The sequence below is a fragment of the Lysinibacillus sp. FSL M8-0216 genome (assembly GCF_038595555.1).
GTDB classification, from domain to species: domain Bacteria; phylum Bacillota; class Bacilli; order Bacillales_A; family Planococcaceae; genus Lysinibacillus; species Lysinibacillus fusiformis.
On sequence record NZ_CP152007.1, the window covers coordinates 4,182,929 to 4,199,526 of the forward strand.

The 16,598-nt window shown below is 37.5% G+C and carries 14 protein-coding genes and 1 riboswitch; of the genes, 2 read left to right on the plus strand and 12 right to left on the minus strand.

Features of this window, described 5'->3' with window-relative positions; all coding sequences use genetic code 11:
- Positions 1-162 precede the first annotated feature (162 nt).
- Positions 163-1,857 (plus strand): methyl-accepting chemotaxis protein, encoded by a 1,695-nt coding sequence (locus MKX57_RS20855; protein WP_342530889.1) that lies wholly within the window; start codon positions 163-165, stop codon positions 1,855-1,857.
- A 62-nt stretch (positions 1,858-1,919) separates the two neighbouring features.
- Here the strand turns inward: MKX57_RS20855 and MKX57_RS20860 are convergent, their stop codons facing one another.
- The 6 genes from MKX57_RS20860 to MKX57_RS20885 form a co-directional block, all read right to left on the minus strand.
- Positions 1,920-2,600, minus strand: coding sequence for a hypothetical protein (locus MKX57_RS20860; RefSeq protein WP_342550574.1), 681 nt, complete (start codon positions 2,598-2,600; stop codon positions 1,920-1,922).
- A 143-nt stretch (positions 2,601-2,743) separates the two neighbouring features.
- On the minus strand, positions 2,744-4,234 hold the full coding sequence (locus MKX57_RS20865) for a sodium:solute symporter family protein (RefSeq protein ID WP_089986803.1): 1,491 nt from the start codon (positions 4,232-4,234) through the stop codon (positions 2,744-2,746).
- A 21-nt stretch (positions 4,235-4,255) separates the two neighbouring features.
- Positions 4,256-5,008, minus strand: a complete 753-nt coding sequence (locus MKX57_RS20870) for a 3-oxoacyl-ACP reductase family protein (RefSeq protein WP_008173618.1) — start codon at positions 5,006-5,008, stop codon at positions 4,256-4,258.
- Complete coding sequence (locus tag MKX57_RS20875) at positions 4,998-6,749, minus strand: HAMP domain-containing methyl-accepting chemotaxis protein (protein WP_089986802.1); 1,752 nt, start codon at positions 6,747-6,749, stop codon at positions 4,998-5,000. Before MKX57_RS20875 ends, MKX57_RS20870 begins: the two co-directional genes overlap by 11 nt.
- A gap of 106 nt (positions 6,750-6,855) precedes the next feature.
- Positions 6,856-6,941, minus strand: a riboswitch (cyclic di-GMP riboswitch).
- Between the two features lie 176 nt (positions 6,942-7,117).
- Positions 7,118-7,312, minus strand: coding sequence for a hypothetical protein (locus tag MKX57_RS20880; protein WP_043989610.1), 195 nt, complete (start codon positions 7,310-7,312; stop codon positions 7,118-7,120).
- Positions 7,313-7,459: 147 nt separating this feature from the next.
- Positions 7,460-7,954 (minus strand): DUF1456 family protein, encoded by a 495-nt coding sequence (locus MKX57_RS20885; protein ID WP_090002983.1) that lies wholly within the window; start codon positions 7,952-7,954, stop codon positions 7,460-7,462.
- Between the two features lie 187 nt (positions 7,955-8,141).
- Between MKX57_RS20885 and MKX57_RS20890 the strand changes: the two genes are divergently transcribed.
- Positions 8,142-8,345 carry an alpha/beta-type small acid-soluble spore protein gene (locus MKX57_RS20890; protein WP_008173624.1) on the plus strand — a complete coding sequence of 68 codons (204 nt, stop codon included), beginning with the start codon at positions 8,142-8,144 and terminating at the stop codon, positions 8,343-8,345.
- Positions 8,346-8,420: 75 nt separating this feature from the next.
- Here the strand turns inward: MKX57_RS20890 and MKX57_RS20895 are convergent, their stop codons facing one another.
- From MKX57_RS20895 to MKX57_RS20920, 6 genes are all read right to left on the minus strand, one after another.
- Complete coding sequence (locus MKX57_RS20895) at positions 8,421-9,617, minus strand: MFS transporter (protein ID WP_008173625.1); 1,197 nt, start codon at positions 9,615-9,617, stop codon at positions 8,421-8,423.
- Between the two features lie 313 nt (positions 9,618-9,930).
- Positions 9,931-11,292 (minus strand): trypsin-like peptidase domain-containing protein, encoded by a 1,362-nt coding sequence (locus MKX57_RS20900; RefSeq protein WP_043989613.1) that lies wholly within the window; start codon positions 11,290-11,292, stop codon positions 9,931-9,933.
- 534 nt (positions 11,293-11,826) lie between these two features.
- On the minus strand, positions 11,827-13,323 hold the full coding sequence (gene glpK / locus MKX57_RS20905) for a glycerol kinase GlpK (RefSeq protein ID WP_115648587.1): 1,497 nt from the start codon (positions 13,321-13,323) through the stop codon (positions 11,827-11,829).
- A 19-nt stretch (positions 13,324-13,342) separates the two neighbouring features.
- Entirely contained in the window at positions 13,343-14,146 is an 804-nt protein-coding gene (locus tag MKX57_RS20910; protein WP_107922553.1) for an MIP/aquaporin family protein, read from the minus strand.
- A gap of 162 nt (positions 14,147-14,308) precedes the next feature.
- Positions 14,309-14,866 (minus strand): glycerol-3-phosphate responsive antiterminator, encoded by a 558-nt coding sequence (locus MKX57_RS20915; RefSeq protein ID WP_008173630.1) that lies wholly within the window; start codon positions 14,864-14,866, stop codon positions 14,309-14,311.
- A 71-nt stretch (positions 14,867-14,937) separates the two neighbouring features.
- Positions 14,938-16,581 (minus strand): glycerol-3-phosphate dehydrogenase/oxidase, encoded by a 1,644-nt coding sequence (locus MKX57_RS20920; protein ID WP_089986800.1) that lies wholly within the window; start codon positions 16,579-16,581, stop codon positions 14,938-14,940.
- Positions 16,582-16,598 lie beyond the last annotated feature (17 nt).

The following is a 16,598-nucleotide window of genomic DNA, read 5'->3' on the forward strand; positions in this document are numbered from 1 at the left end:
TACATATTTTACTATTCGTAAAAGAAAAATAATTATACTGTTGAACTAAAAAACTATTTTTAATTATTTTTACCAAATGGCTTATTAATCTATCTAAATAGTTATAAAATAAAAGTTGTTATTCAAAATACTCTATATGGAGTTAGGTAAAGGGATGGGGAAATGAAAGGCATTTATCAGTTTAAAACACTTAAAGCAAAAATTTTAAGTGCATTTATACTTTTGTTAGTTTTAGTCGTTAGCTTTACAGCTTACACTTACACTTCCAATACAGCTATGGAAAAACAAGCAAAGGCTTTAGTAAAGGAAGATTTAGTAGTTCTCAATGCAAGTAACAATTTAGCACTCTCTATGAGTGTCCGGTTGTCAGCAGCCTTAAACTATGTGTTAACCGGCGATGAAAAATATAAGGAAACGTTTAATGAGTATCGTCAAATAGCTGAAGATAATAATGCGCTGCTAGACAAATATGATACATCCGAGGAACGCACTAAAACTGTAGAACTTGCACGTGATTGGAGCCAAATTGTGAAGACAGAAGTATTCGATGTCTATCAAAAGGGCAATAAGGAACTAGCTTTAGAAAATTTAATGGATACACAAAATCTCGTGTCTAACGTACGTAATGGCTATGAACAGCTAGCTAATGACCGTGAAGAAGCCATTACAGCTGTTGGTAATGATGTTGTAACAACGAGCTCTACCAATCGTACAATCGGCATTATTTTCAGCTCCATCTTAACGATTATTGGTATTCTAATCGCCATTGTTACAGCTAGTACGATTTCTAAGCCCATTAAGGTTGTAGCAAATCGTATGAAGGAACTAGCAGATGGTAATTTACAGCTTGACCCATTAACTGTAAAAACACGCGATGAAATTGGAACGTTAATGTCTTCAGCAAACGAGATGAATGTTCAATTAAAGCAAACCATTCAATCCATCTATACGGTTTCTGAAACTGTAGCAGCAAGTAGCGAAGAGCTAGCACAATCTTCCAATGAAGTACAGGCAGGTACTGAACAAATTACAGTGACTATGCAGGAGCTAGCTTCTGGCACAGAAACGCAAGCCTCTACAACGGGTGATTTAGCAGAAACGATGACAGCTTTCAAACGTAGTATTCAAGAAACAACACAAGAAGGTACCCAGCTAAAAGAGCATTCTAGCCAGGTTCAAGATTTAACGATTAGTGGCAAAAACTTAATGATTCAATCTACACAACAAATGGCCACTATTAATGAAATCATGTTAGATTCTGTGAAAAAGGTTGAAAATTTGAATGATCAATCTGCTGAAATCTCCAAACTGGTTTCTGTGATAGATGATATTTCCAACCAAACCAATTTACTCGCTTTAAATGCAGCTATTGAAGCGGCCCGAGCAGGTGAACATGGGAAGGGCTTCGCCGTTGTAGCAGACGAGGTCCGCAAGCTTGCCGAACAAGTACAATTCTCAGTGACTGATATTTCAACAATCGTCAACCGTATTCAAGGTGATACAGGTACTGTCACTACTGCCTTACAGACAGGCTATGAGGAAGTCAAAAGAGGAACAGCACAGCTTGATCAAACAAGTGATACATTTGAACAAATATCGAGTGCTGTAGAGGATATGATTGATAATATTACTACTATTTCCGATAATTTAAATCAACTAGCTGATGGTTCAGAATCGATCAATGCTTCTATTGATGAAATGGCCTCTATTTCACAGGAATCCGCTGCTGGAGTTGAACAAACGACAGCGACTGTGGAGGAAACGGCCGCTACTATGGAGGAAATAGCTCGAAGCGCTAATCAGCTCGCTGGATTAGCTGAGGAATTAAGTGGCCAATTAAAACAGTTTAAAATTTAGAACAACGATATTAAAAGCTATCTCCATTTTTTCTAGATTTGAGATAGCTTTTTATCTTTTCATTATTGCCAATGTCTAATTGGCACTCTTTCCAGCTCATGGCGCTTAATAATAACACTTATCTTTTGAAACCATTTCTCACATAATTCCATTGCTTCTTCATATTCTTCCTCATCTCTCGCTATAGGATGTTCCCCCTGATCCATAAATATATACTCTAAGATAGGCTCTGATAAATGATCGACTACAAACTTTAATGATAGTTGTGAAACAGTATCAGTATCATCTTCTTCCTCTTCTTCTGCAAAATCTTCCTCTTCGCCTAGCAACGAGCCGCTCATTAAGTAATTTTTAGTTCGGAGGACGAACATTTCATCCTCCATCATAGCTACCTCATAGATTTTACTAAACGGAATTTCTATTATTTTAAGTTCTTCCTCTAATTCTTCTCTTTGAGCGAAGATGAGCATATTTGTCTGTTCATTTAGCAATAACCCCTTTAAAGCGTCCTCTGATAATAAGCATTGAGTGTGTGGGATCGCCTTCATCTCCTCCTCACTAGCTTCCTTCATTTGCGCATACTTTTGTGATTCCACATAACGCTCTTTTATATAACGAATAATTCCTATACTCACTAAAGCTAAACCAATTAAAAAAAAGAGCTGCTGAATAATGGCTAATTCAATCGCATTTGCTAGAAAAAGATAGATGATCCCTAACAAAATGAAGAAAATAATTTTCATTCATATCCCGCCTTTATGAAGATAATCGCTAGAAAAATAGTTTAATGTACTAGCAATCTATTCATGAATCTATCTTTTCATACTTATTTCTCCAATATAAAAAACATGAGATCGATGAATGTACAAGGATCTCATGTTCTCTATTAGCGATCGACTAATTCCTCTTTACTGCTTACGTCGTCTAGCGTTTTATCTTTTTCTATTTTGTGCATCTCAAGTACATGCTGTGATGGTGGCACTAGTAGACTTACGACTACAATAGTAACCCCCGTAATAACAACGCCGGAAAATACCGGTGCCTGCCATAATTCATTTAATAGACCAAGGAATCCTTCTGATTGGATGGTCAAACTAGGCACAAATGTCAATGAAGTCACAATGTAATAGATTAGGCCAACGGATATACTTGCCCATACAGCAGGTGTACTCACACGTTTCCAAAATGGTCCTAAAACGATTGGCCAGAATATCGTTACAAAAATAACATCCCATGCTAAATACGCTAAATCAATAACCTTTTGAAAGCTAATCGCTAACACTAGCCCTAGTAAAGCACTTGATAGAATGACAGCACGTGAAAATCTTAGCAGCTTTTTAGGATCAGGGTTACGATTAATAAAATCTAAATAAATGTTCTTTGTGACAATCCCCGAAGTCGCTACATAGCATGCAGCTACCGTGGACATCCCCATAGCTGCCATGGCCGTTAAAAAAATGGCTGCCAAAAGCGGTGGGAAATAACCTTGTGCAAAGGTAAGCATTAATGTTTCTGGGTTAGTACTATTAGGATAAATAGATTTGAAAGCTTCACCCAACATTCCTGGAATCCAACTGATTGCAATAACTATAGTCCCCGCAATGATCATACTGCGCTGAGCTACTCTTGGACTTTTCGCCGCTGCTACTCTTTGACCAAGATCAACTGCTGGAATGTCTCCAAGTGCTAAGACAAGATATAGCGTCCAAAACTCGGCTCCCGCTTTCTCAAACAATGTATGAATATTCCACCACTCAGGATTAAAGGTCACATCTGGATAGTAAAATAAAATAAAGATAGTAATTCCTAGAATTCCTGCTACAGCAAGTGCACCCTGTACAATTTCTGTATAAGCGACTGCCCATAAACCACCTATAACCGAATAGATAGCTGTTAACGATACAAATAGAAGTGCTGCAGGAATGAAGTCAATTTGTAATAGCTGCTGAATAATATATGTACCACCGACTGTTAATGCTGCTGCATTAAATACACCAAAGGCAATGGCCATTACAACACCTGTATAGGCGCCTAGCTTTTTACTACCATAGCGCAAGCCATAGTAATCTGCTAATGTCCAGCCCTTTAAACGACGTAGTGGCTTTGTCCAAATGAGTGCACCAAGAATCATACAAGTTCCTAAGCCACCCATTGTTGCTGAACCTTCAAAGCCACCACTCGTATAGCCTGAGCCAACTGCTGCAAAAAAGAATGGAGCAGCTAATAAAGCCGCGACTAAACTTCCTGTGACAACAGAAAGAGGCATACTCCATCCAGCAACAATTAAATCCTCTGCTGTGTTGACACGCTTGTACCCTTTATAGCCAATATAATAAATAAATAGTAAGTATAAGCTAAAGATGATTATATTTAACATGCTCGTACTCCTTAGTTTCCATTATCCGTTCATTACAACGCCACCATTAGGTGTTAATATTTGACCTGTATAGAAATTAGCATGCTGAGAGGCTAGAAATAGCACACTTTTGGCGATTTCTTCTGGCTGTGCTAAACGTTTTAATGGGTATTTTGCCGATTCTTCCTCCACATAGTTGTCCCCAAACTCTTTTAAAATGTCCGTAAACGTACCACTTGGAGCTACTGCATTAACAAGTATAGATGGTGCTAATTCTCTAGCTAAAGCTTTTGTAAAAGCATTAATAGCACCTTTAGCGGCAGAATAATGCGTAAATTCTTCACAGCCTAAGCTCCCTATATCAGAAGAAATATTAATGATTTTCCCTGTATCACGTTCTTTCATTCTTTTAGCAGCTTCACGGCAATTATAGAAACATCCATATAAATGAACCTTAATCATTTTGTCCCATTGCTCATCCGTCAAATCAGTAATGCTGGATGCCTGTGCAAACCCAGCATTATTCACAAGAATATCAATTTCTCCTAAATGCTTGTCCATATATTGAAACATGTCTTGCACTTCCTGAGATTTAGAAACATCTGCATGGAAGGTCATTGCTTTAACACCAAACTTTTCAGCCTCCATACGAACTGCCTCTGCCTCATGCTCATCCCCAATATAATTGATTAAAATATTAGCCCCATGTTGGGCAAAGCCTAATGCAATGGCTTTGCCAATCCCTTTACTAGAGCCAGTAATTAAAACATTTTTGCCTGTAAAATCAATGTTCATCTTGATCACTCTCCAATTTGAATTTTGTCACAAGTGCTTGAAGCTCTTCTGCTGTTTGCCCAAGAGCTGAGGAAGCATCTTTCACTTCCAGCATTGTCGTTAACTGCTCTTGTGTAGATTTGGAAACATTAGAAGAAAAATCAGCCGATAATTCTGCAGATTGTTTAATGTTATTAACAGATGCAGCCACTTCCTCCGAGGAGGCAGAGATTTGCTGAGAGGCTGCCGAAATTTCACGTATTTGATTTGCCACTTCTTCTGAGGAAGAAAGAATTTCCTTAAAGATTTCTCCCACCTCATTAGTAAATGTCATACCTACTTTTACATCTTCTTTTCCTTTTTCCATAACAGTAAGAGAGGCATTGGAATCTGACTGAATCGAACTAATTAAATTATATATTTCAGTTGCTGACTGTGAGGATTGCTCAGCTAGTCTTCTCACCTCATCAGCTACAACAGCGAAGCCCTTCCCATGTTCCCCTGCTCGTGCCGCTTCAATGGCTGCGTTCAATGCTAAAAGATTTGTTTGGTCCGCAATAGCCGTAATTAAGCTGACAATGTCACTAATTTTTTTAGTATTAACATGTAAGCCGTTAATCGTAGTGCCAATTTGCTCAACTGAATCATTGATTAATTCCATTTGTGCAATAACTTGATGCACAACTTGATTGCCTCGTTCAGATGCTTGTGATGCCGAAATAGAAGATTCTGCCGCTGTATTAGCCGAGTCAGCAATTTGTTGGATACCAGTTGCAGTCTCCTCCATAGCAGCAGCTGTTTCCTCTGTCATTGTCATAGAAGCTTCTGCATTTTGGGTAATTTGCTTTACATCATTGGCAATATTAGTAGAGCTGTTATAAGTCTCACCAGCATTGACCGTTAATTGAGTCGCTGCTGAAGATACGTGATTCGAAGTATTTCTGATGTTTAAAATAATATGTTGTAAATTGGCAACCATTGTTTGAATAGATGCTGATAAATTGCCGATTTCATCTTTAGTAATATCTAAATCAACATTTATTAGCTCCCCATTTGCTACTTGGTTTGCTACATTTACCACCTTTTGAAGTGGCTTTAATAAACGATCTATAATTATGTAAACTAATATTAATAAAATTAAAATTCCGATAATTGCAATGACAATTTGCTTAATAACACTTGCTTTAATAATGGTATTGATATAGTCCGCAGAGTAATCAATTCCTAATAGCGCTATCAATTGCCCATTATCATCGTGAATGGGGCTGAAAACTGTTCTCCAGGAACCAAAAGGATCCTCGAATATATCTGTTACTTCCGTACTATTATTTTGAATAGCTAATTTTGCTGTTTCTACATGCTCATTCGCTAAATCGGTAAAAATTTCTCCTGCTTCATAGACCTCATTCAAATTAGATGTATAGCCAATCGGATTGACCCCACCCTCATCCTGTACATCCCAAATATAACTCCAACTCATAATACCTTGTTGTTCTTGAATCATATCGAGTTGCTTTTGTACCTTCGTAAATTTGGCGTTCGTTTCTCCTTTTTCAGACAATAAATCCTTCACTTCATTACTATCTAAATTCATCGCTGTTAACAAACCAACACTTTTTAATTCTTGTTCCAAATCAACAGTCATTCGATTGTTTAATTCTTTAATACTTTGAGTAGTGATGACGGCTATAAGCAATAACACAACAATGGAAACCGTCAATAAAAGTTTGTTTTTTAATGAGATGTTTTTCCATAAATTCATGACTTTTTTCCTCCTTATACGTTTTTTTGCAAATAAAAAGCCTATTCCGAAAGAAATAGGCATAAAAAGAACTAAAACTAGAATTTAAAGGATACAACTAGCACTCTTTTGCAACCTAGCCATCTAAGTACTTATTCCCTTAGACCTGTAGCTTTGCATCTTTACTTTTTAGTAAATTTGCCTATCTTTCCCCTCCCAAAATTAACACAATGGGAAAAAGTAGTCAATGCTACCAATTTAAAATATACATATTTTATACTACTTCATTACTAGTTATTCGAATTTATTGGACAAAATAAATACAGCTACAACATGGATTCATGTCACAGCTGCATATTTTTCCACTTACCCCTAAGTGTTTGAATAATTTATACGTTTTGTGTAATCAGTAATACAGATGGTATAAAGGATAGAGCAAACATAGCCACATACCATAATGAAGTACGTTTTAATGAAAAACGAACTTTTTTTCGTTCTGCATAAAAAATATCTAGCATAACCGCAACAATAAAAGGCATTGTAACACATGCAATAGCTACTAATAAGATGTCAAAATAAATCATACAAGCACCCCTTTGTTTGTGAACATTTTTCATCTTTTTTGTGAACATTTTGTGATAATTTGATTGTACACAATTCCGTCACAAATTGTCAACTAGTTTAAAAGAAAAAAATGGTACTTTATGATTGATTCTCGCTATATTAGTACATTATTCTCTATATTTATATGTTAAGCCTCTTAAGAAATTACGAACAAATGAATCGCCACATTCTTTATAATTGCGATGACTTGGGTTTCTTAAGATCGCACCTAATTCACCTTTTGTTACTTTAATACCACCATCATATAATATTTCAAGCATGTCCTCCGTTGTTAAAGCTAAGGCAATTTTCACTTTCTTTAAAAGCATATTATTTGGGCTTTCTTTCCCCGAGACAGGTAATGGACCTTCTGGCTGTCCATCCTTTGGCTTTTGAGGACCTCTTTTAAAAGTAATGAATCCATTCAAAAAAGCTTCTACCATTTTGTTATTACATTTGATGTATTCTTCTGGTGCTTCTTCCTCATCATTAACCTTAAGAAGCATGTTTAATATTTCTTCCTTCGTATAAACCATGCCACCTAGCTTAAATATTTCCACCATATCTACATTTTTTATATCTAACGCGTAGCGTAAACGAATGAGAATATCATTATTCGTCATTGATAAATTCCTCCTTTTAATCAACCTTCTTTAGCAAAGAGCCAGGCTTTATTATAACAGACAGTTTGCTCATTTTAGCTTGATTTCCACAAGTTGTTGCTGTTAGCAATTAGCGTGTGCGTTTCCTTCTTTTAAAATGTATGAAAAATATGTAGGCAACCATTCTATATGCAAGGAGGTGAGAATAATGGCTAATAATAATCGTAGCTCAAATAAACTTCTAGTACCTGGTGTACAAGAAGCCGTGAATCAAATGAAATATGAAATTGCACAAGAGTTTGGCGTTCAGCTTGGGCCAGAAGCATCTTCTCGCGCTAATGGTTCCGTTGGAGGAGAAATTACAAAACGCCTCGTGGAAATTGCTGAGAAACGTTCAAAAGGTTTATTATAATTAAAAACTAACAAGAAAAGAACGAATCCCTCTCCTTTTGAAGAAGTGGAATTCGTTCTTTTGTAATGGATAGGATTAAGCTTTTTGCAAGTCCTCAGTCGAGCCTTTTAGCGTTAGCATGACCATAAAGGAAATGCCATATAACGCTGCTAAGTAAATCATAACGACTGTCATATCATAGCTTTGTAAAATATAGCCGACAAAGATTGGTGAAAATCCTCCTATTGCTCGACCAAAGTTAAAAATTGTATTTGTTGCTGTACTACGAATTTGCACTGGATAGAAGCTACTAATTAATGCACCGTAGCCAGCAAACATCCCATTAGAGAAGAATCCTACAATTGCACCACCCATTAATATAGCTACAGCTCCTGTCGCAAAGGAGTATAGAAATACGGCACATGCAGAAGCCAATAAAAAGATACCAAATGCACGTTTCGCCCCAAAACGATCCATAAATCTTCCGAAAGTAAGCATGCCGATAATCATGCCGACTGCAGTACTAATTGTCCACAATGCTGAGCTTGAAACAGATAAGCCTTGCGATTTTTGGAGCATGGATGGTAGCCAGATCATCAGGCCATTATAACCTGCAATTTGAACAGTTGCCATTAATATTAAGGTTAAGGTCGTCATAGTGACACGAGGTGTTGCAAATAACTGTGCCAATTTCCCTTTTTTCTCTTTGTTACTTTGGTTGTTTTGTGACGCCAGCCATTCTGGTGATTCATGAAGATTTTTTCGTACGATAAAGGCAAAGATTACTGGTAATACGCCAACAAAGAATAGTGCTCTCCATCCTAGTGTCGGTAAAATAATGGCGCTTAATAAAGCTGCTAAGATGACCCCATATTGTGCACCTACACTCACATATGAAGAGGCTCTTCCTTGTTTATTCTTTGGCCAAGCCTCGGCGACAAGCGCCATTCCGATACCGTACTCCCCACCAGCGCCTAGTCCAGCAATAAATCTATATACATAAACTTGTTCAATACTTGTTGCTACTCCTGTTAGGGCAGTACCGATTGCAAACAATATGATGGTATATGTGAACACTTTTACCCGACCATACTTATCTGCAAGCACACCAAAAATAATCCCACCTAAAAGCATACCAATATTCGTGATAGATGAAATTAATCCACCTGTTGCCAGATCAATGTTAAATTCTGCAATAATCATTGTCATCGCAAAAGAAATAAACATAATGTCCATTCCTTCTAGCGTTAACCCGGCCACTGAAGCGACCACGGTTTTTTTTCGATAATCCATTCTTTCTAACCTCCAGATTTTTGTTGTCTCTCTCTTTTAGCGTTCGAGTGAATGGATTATGGTTGTTTTGTCCATTCTCTTTTGAAGCCTCACGGGACTTCCTTTAAAAGAGGTGTATTTGAACAAAAATAAAAGCCCTTTAGTCAGAGAAGACAAAAGGGCATGCCAAAGCAAAGATATTATAAGCCTAAAAATATCATGTAGCCCTTTTCAGCCTCTCTGGACCGTATTAAAGGTGATTTATTTCGTTCATTTATACCGCTCTACATTCTATAAGATTACGCATAAAAAAGCAATGGTTGAATAGTGGAAACTAACTAGGTAACTCAATAAAGTTTTGAGCAAATTGATAGATGACATGAGCCGGTACAGCCAAATTAAGATTCTGACCATCATTAAAACCAGCTGTAATTAAACCGACCAACCTCCCTTGCATATCCAGTAAAGCACCACCGGAACTTCCGTTTGAAATAGCAGCTGTAAATTGAACCATAGACATTTTTTGTATATCTCTAAATCCCGCAACAATTCCATCAGAGACCGAATTAAATAAACCGAGAGGACTGCCAATCGCTACAATCTTTTGTCCTCTGACTAAATGACCATCCATTTTAACCGGTAAAGGTTGGCCTGTTCTGTCCACTTTCAAAATAGCCAAATCATGTATATCATGATATTTCACAAATTGATGCGTAGTATATTCATTTGAATCATTTTCATATAGCACAGAATAATATTTCCCACCACCTACTACATGCAAGTTCGTCAAAATATAGCCATCGCGATGGAGAACAACTCCAGAGCCAAAACATAACAACTTACCATCCTCGGCAAATGTCTTTATCATGACAACAGACGTCGCTAAAGAAGCCAACTGTTCATAACTACACTCTTCTGAAGTAACCATGCTTGAACTAGGGGTTGGAAGAATCGTCGGTTGTTGTGGTGGTATGCTTTTCATCGAAAGCATTTTAGGGATTATGAATTCTTTTTCATAGCAATCAGGACAACTCTGCAAATTAGATGATGCTGCTATGATAGGATACAAATTAGTGATATCCCCTTTAGGATTCATATAGCATATATCGCAGCCAAGTGTCGATAAGAAATATAAGAATAATGATTCATGCTGCGTAATGTCACCTATAAAAACAATTTTAGAGGATGCTTGATTTTCCTTAGAAAAAATTTGTGGTAAATAATAATCCATCCAATATAAAAATTTAACTGCAAAGTTTTTTAGTAAAGTGTCATTCGCATGCGGCTGTTGTTCTTTAAAAAGATGTAGAATGTTTTTAAAGCTAAGCTTTTTTGTCCATTCAAGTTGATCATTCGCTAATTTACCGCATAAAGATGTCTCATACAGTAATTGCATACTATCAGCAGCAACCTGCCAATTCTCCCAAAGCTCCGACAGTCTATCTGCATCTTTCTTATTATTGATGACCTCAAGCCTATGTAGTCGTAAATAAAATACGCTTTGCTTTGTGAAATACTCATCCATTTTTAAAATATCTTCTTTATAAAGATCTACAGAATCAGGTATACCAATATAACGTAGAAAGACTACTTCCTTCGTAAGGGCATTATTGTTAGGACTGATCTGCATAAACTCCTGAAAAGGATTAGCTAACTTTTTATACTTAATTTTTAACGGTCTCGTTGTCACAACCATTTTCATACAACTCCTATAAGCATGTCATTACATATAATGGTACTTATATACAATTCTCTGACATCTCTCTAAATCCTCTATTCCTAACCACAAAAATACACAGCTCTATAAAGAATTGGACGTTTTCTTCACCTTTCTCAAATAAAAATATAAATAAAAAGAAATACTTATCAGAAGTATGAATAATGGTAGGGCTTGTAAATAAAAAGCCGTGCATAAAAACAAGAACCCCGCCACCAGTATCTGTAGCTAGAGCACCAATAGTTAATGCAAATGGCAAAACAGACTGATTGAAAAGTCAAACCAGCTATACGATAGGCTGTTTGAAAAAGAATTCATGCCAAAGGAAATGAAAAGGAATTAGCATTGGAAGACCTCGCTCAAATAATTGAAAAATTGAGGACTCATTGGACATTAGTTAAGAGCTATCTGGAGACAACATAAAAAATAGAGAAATCCAAATTTGAATGCATTCAAATTCGGATTTCTCTATTAACTGAAGCTAGTTATGTCCCAGGCTCTCAAATGATTTGCTTACTTAAATACTTGCGCTGCAGCAACAGCCTTTTTCCATCCTCCATAAATTTTATCACGATGGTCATTATTCATATTAGGTGTAAATTGACGATCTAAATTCCAATATTTGCTGATTTCCTCTGTCGAATGCCAATAGCCAACTGCTAAGCCAGCTAAATACGCTGCGCCTAAAGCGGTTGTTTCATTAATAATTGGACGATCAACAGGAACATCCAATAAATCTGCCTGGAATTGCATTAAGAAATCATTGGCCACAGCTCCGCCATCTACACGTAATTTGGCTAGCGGAATATTAGCATCTGCCTCCATCGCTGCTAATACATCCTTTGTTTGATACGCTAATGATTCTAGCGTAGCACGTATAAAATGCTCCTTCGCAGTTCCTCGTGTTAAGCCAAAGATAGCTCCGCGCACATCAGAATCCCAGTACGGTGTTCCTAAGCCAACAAATGCTGGGACAACATAAACACCATCAGCTGACTCTACACGTGTTGCATATTGCTCTGATTCACTTGCATTACGGAACATACGTAAACCGTCACGTAACCATTGAATCGCAGAACCTGCTACAAAAATACTGCCCTCTAAAGCATATGTTACTTTGCCATCTAAGCCCCAAGCTAATGTGGTCAATAAGCCATTATCTGACTTCACTGCCTTCTCACCAGTATTCATTAACATAAAGCAACCTGTGCCATATGTGTTTTTAACCATACCTTCCTCAAAGCATGCCTGACCAAATAGGGCTGCTTGTTGGTCGCCTGCAGCTCCCGCAATTGGGACAGCAGAGCCAAAGAATAATGCCTCCTCTGTATAGCCATAAACCTCAGAAGAAGGACGTACTTCTGGTAGCATAGAGGCGGGAACTGTTAAAATTTCTAATAGTTCTTCATCCCACTTTAAATCATGGATATTATACATCAATGTACGAGAGGCATTTGAATAGTCTGTTACATGTACTTTTCCACCGGATAGCTTCCAAATTAGCCAAGTATCAATTGTGCCGAATAGCAACTCTCCAGCCTCCGCTTTTTCACGAGCTCCCTCAACATGATCTAAGATCCACTTCACTTTTGTACCTGAGAAGTAAGCATCTATTAATAAACCTGTTTTATCACGGAATAAATCATTGTAACCGCTTTCCTTTAATTGCTCACAAATATCATTCGTTTGACGTGATTGCCAAACAATTGCGTTATATACAGGCTTGCCAGTATGTTTATCCCATACTACGGTTGTTTCACGTTGATTGGTAATCCCAATCCCTGCAATTTGATTTGAACTCACACCTTTTTCTGATAACACTGTTGCAATACAAGATAGAATAGATGACCAAATTTCCTCTGCATGATGCTCTACCCAGCCTGCATGTGGAAAATGTTGTTGGAATTCTTGTTGTGCTGTGTGTACGATTTTACCCGTTTCATCAAAAAGAATAGCTCTTGAGCTTGTAGTTCCTTGGTCTAACGCTAAAATATATTTTTTTTCTGACATAGAAATCCCTCCAAATAATTTAGTCTTCTACTTGAACATTCTTAACCGTTAATTGTGCTCCTATGAAAATAGCAATCACAATTACTGCAACAATCCAAAACGCAATACTATTTTTCCCTTCAAATATTTGTTGGAAAAACAATGCACCAAATGTACCTCCAATAATTGGACCTACAACTGGTACCCATGCATAGCTCCAACCAGAATCTCCTTTACCTGCAATCGGTAAAATAAAATGCGCAATACGTGGACCTAAATCACGAGCTGGGTTTATGGCATAACCTGTTGGACCCCCTAAAGCCATCCCAATTACAATAATTAACATACCAACTAAAAATGGATTTAAACCATCTGTAATAGTATTTGTACCTAAAGCTAAAATTCCTAAAACTAAAATAAATGTTCCTATCATTTCTGATAATAGATTTGATAAAGGATGCTTAATAGCTGGCATTGTGGAAAATGGCGCTAATTTTACATCGGCATCTGCTGTTGCCTGCCAATGTGGTAAATACATAAAGTAAACAAGTGTAGCCCCTAAAAATGCACCAATTATTTGTGCAGCAATATAGGCTGGCACATCTGCCCAAGGAAAGTTTCCAATCGTGGCAAGGGCAATTGTTAATGCTGGATTTAGGTGAGCACCACTGATTCCACCTACTGCATAAGCTGCCATTGCAACCCCAAGCCCCCATGCAAAGGTAATGACGATCCATCCACCACCAAAGCCTTTTGATTTGTTTAGCACGGCACCTGCTACTACGCCGCCACCAAATAAAATAAGAATCATTGTGCCGACCAGCTCAGCTGTAAACGTAGACATAGTTTAATCCCCCTTTGTGATAATAGCCCATAGAAAACAAAAAGGAACCCACATCCAATCAAACTACATTAATACATGTAGATGAACAAATGTGGGTTCCTTTTCCTAACCACGTGCGTATGAACTTATGTCCATTTTAGAGAAAAAAACATACAGAGTCAACTATTTTTTGAAATTTTCCCATAATTGCCTATTAGAAGTTGTAACAGCGATAGCACCACCAGCTAATGCTTCTTCAATATTGTCCACTGTACGCACTAAGCCACCTGTAATAACAGGGATTTGAGTACGCTCATGGATTTCCTGAATCATCGTCGGAATAATGCCAGGTAACAGCTCAATATAATCAGGCTGTGCTGTTTCAATCATCGAATAACTTTTTTCAAGAGCAATCGTATCAATTAAAAACACTCGTTGAATAGCCATAATTCCACGCGCTTTGGCTTTCATTAGCATATTGGAACGCGTTGAAATAATGCCAGCTGGACGTATATCATTACATAAAAAGTCCGCTGCAAAATTATCTGTTTTTAAACCATGAATTAAATCCGCATGAATAATTAATTTTTTTCCATGTCGTTGTGCCTCACGCTTTAAAGACATCAATAAGCTAATGTGCACCTCCAATAGCACAATATAATCGAATGGACTTGCTATTATCTCGTCAAATTGCTTGACGGTACGCGCAGCAGGAATCACCTGTTGATTATCAAAATGCATTCCATTCTCTCCTTCCCTTATAATACAATGTGAACGCTCACCCTTATATTATGTTGAGAGTAACTACATCATTATAGCGCAGTTGTCGCTCGTTTTATTTCTTTCTTTACATCTTCTTCATATTGTGTCCGTTGCTGTGCTGTCCAGTTGAGTTGCTTAGCCATTTCATCCAGAATTGCCTCTTCATATTGTTGAACAATTGCCATTTGAAAGAACATATACCCTGTCCGGCGAACCATAAAATCATTTGGATGAACGACCATTTCATGATGAATACCATACATCAATTGCGCATATAGCCATGATGGTAAAATAGGGTGTCCTTCCTTTACATAATTAAAAACAATTTCTACATTGCTACCATAATGCTGTGTTAAAAATTTGGCCTCTTCCTCAGATAAGCCTATTTTCTTGCCTACTCTTGTATGGTCATATAAGAAGGCATAAAATTTACTTGAGCCGCCAATATGGCCACCAGAAATCGGAATATTTTTTGTTGTACATGGAGAAGATTTAATACCAAACTGTTGCTCTAGCTCTTGTGCAATCGTATTTAATACCGTTTCAGCCATTTTACGATAGCCGGTTAATTTTCCACCTGCAATTGTTACAAGTCCCGATGGCGAAATCCACACTTCATCCTTACGAGAAATTTCAGATGGATTTTTTCCGTCTTCATGAATCAATGGACGAACGCCTGCCCAACTTGATTCAATATCCGCATCGGTCACCTTCACATTTGGGAACATATAACGAATAGCGTTCATTATATAATCGCGATCCTCTTGATAAATATCCATATCGCGAGCATCACCCTCATAAAATGTATCTGTTGTCCCTACATATGTTTTTCCTTGTCGAGGGATTGCAAATACCATGCGACCATCGGGTGTATCAAAATAAACAGCTTGTTTTAATGGGAATTTGGATTCATCAAAAACAATATGCACACCTTTCGATAAAATTAAATGCTTCCCTGCTTGCTTCCCTTCAATTGTGCGCACATCGTCCACCCATGGACCAGCAGCATTAACGACAGCCTTTGCACGAATTTCGATTGCATGATTTGTTAATAAATCCGTCGCAACAATACCACTTATTTTTTGCTGTTCATTATATAAAAAGTTTTCGGCTTTTATATAATTCAATAATGTTGCCCCTCTTTCAATGGCTGCCTTTGCTACTTCAATGGTTAAACGAGCATCATCAGTACGATACTCTACATACATACCACCGCCAAGTAATCCCTTTGTTTTCACTAATGGCTCCTTCTCAATGGTTTGACCTGTACTTAACATATAACGGCGTTCTGCACGTTTGACGCCCGCTAAAAAATCATAGACACGCAAGCCGAGATTTGTAGAGTATTTTCCAAATGTCCCTCCCTTATGAAAAGGTAATAACATCCAAACAGGTGTTGTCACATGTGGACCATTTTCATAAACAATGGCACGTTCCTTCCCTAACTCTGCTACCTCTTTTATTTCAAATTGCTTTAAATATCGTAAACCGCCATGTACCAATTTTGTGGAACGGCTAGAAGTTCCTGCTGCAAAATCCTGCATTTCCACTAATGCTACAGAAAGACCGCGAGCAATAGCATCCAGTGCAATACCACAACCTGTAATACCGCCACCAATTACTAATAAATCGTACTCCCTATCTTGAAGTTCCTCTATTGTTTGTTGTCGTTGTAACGCAGAAGCTGTACTCATAATTTATTTCCTCCCTC

Coding starts and splice junctions, on each gene's coding strand:
- MKX57_RS20915 (WP_008173630.1), bottom strand. CDS start 14,866: ATGCATTTTGATAATCAACAGGTGATTCCTGCTGCGCGTACCGTCAAG.
- MKX57_RS20875 (WP_089986802.1), bottom strand. CDS start 6,749: ATGAATTTATGGAAAAACATCTCATTAAAAAACAAACTTTTATTGACG.
- MKX57_RS20885 (WP_090002983.1), bottom strand. CDS start 7,954: ATGACGAATAATGATATTCTCATTCGTTTACGCTACGCGTTAGATATA.
- MKX57_RS20870 (WP_008173618.1), bottom strand. CDS start 5,008: ATGAACATTGATTTTACAGGCAAAAATGTTTTAATTACTGGCTCTAGT.
- MKX57_RS20855 (WP_342530889.1), top strand. CDS start 163: ATGAAAGGCATTTATCAGTTTAAAACACTTAAAGCAAAAATTTTAAGT.
- MKX57_RS20920 (WP_089986800.1), bottom strand. CDS start 16,581: ATGAGTACAGCTTCTGCGTTACAACGACAACAAACAATAGAGGAACTT.
- MKX57_RS20910 (WP_107922553.1), bottom strand. CDS start 14,146: ATGTCTACGTTTACAGCTGAGCTGGTCGGCACAATGATTCTTATTTTA.
- MKX57_RS20860 (WP_342550574.1), bottom strand. CDS start 2,600: ATGAAAATTATTTTCTTCATTTTGTTAGGGATCATCTATCTTTTTCTA.
- MKX57_RS20900 (WP_043989613.1), bottom strand. CDS start 11,292: ATGGTTGTGACAACGAGACCGTTAAAAATTAAGTATAAAAAGTTAGCT.
- MKX57_RS20890 (WP_008173624.1), top strand. CDS start 8,142: ATGGCTAATAATAATCGTAGCTCAAATAAACTTCTAGTACCTGGTGTA.
- MKX57_RS20880 (WP_043989610.1), bottom strand. CDS start 7,312: ATGATTTATTTTGACATCTTATTAGTAGCTATTGCATGTGTTACAATG.
- glpK (WP_115648587.1), bottom strand. CDS start 13,323: ATGTCAGAAAAAAAATATATTTTAGCGTTAGACCAAGGAACTACAAGC.
- MKX57_RS20865 (WP_089986803.1), bottom strand. CDS start 4,234: ATGTTAAATATAATCATCTTTAGCTTATACTTACTATTTATTTATTAT.
- MKX57_RS20895 (WP_008173625.1), bottom strand. CDS start 9,617: ATGGATTATCGAAAAAAAACCGTGGTCGCTTCAGTGGCCGGGTTAACG.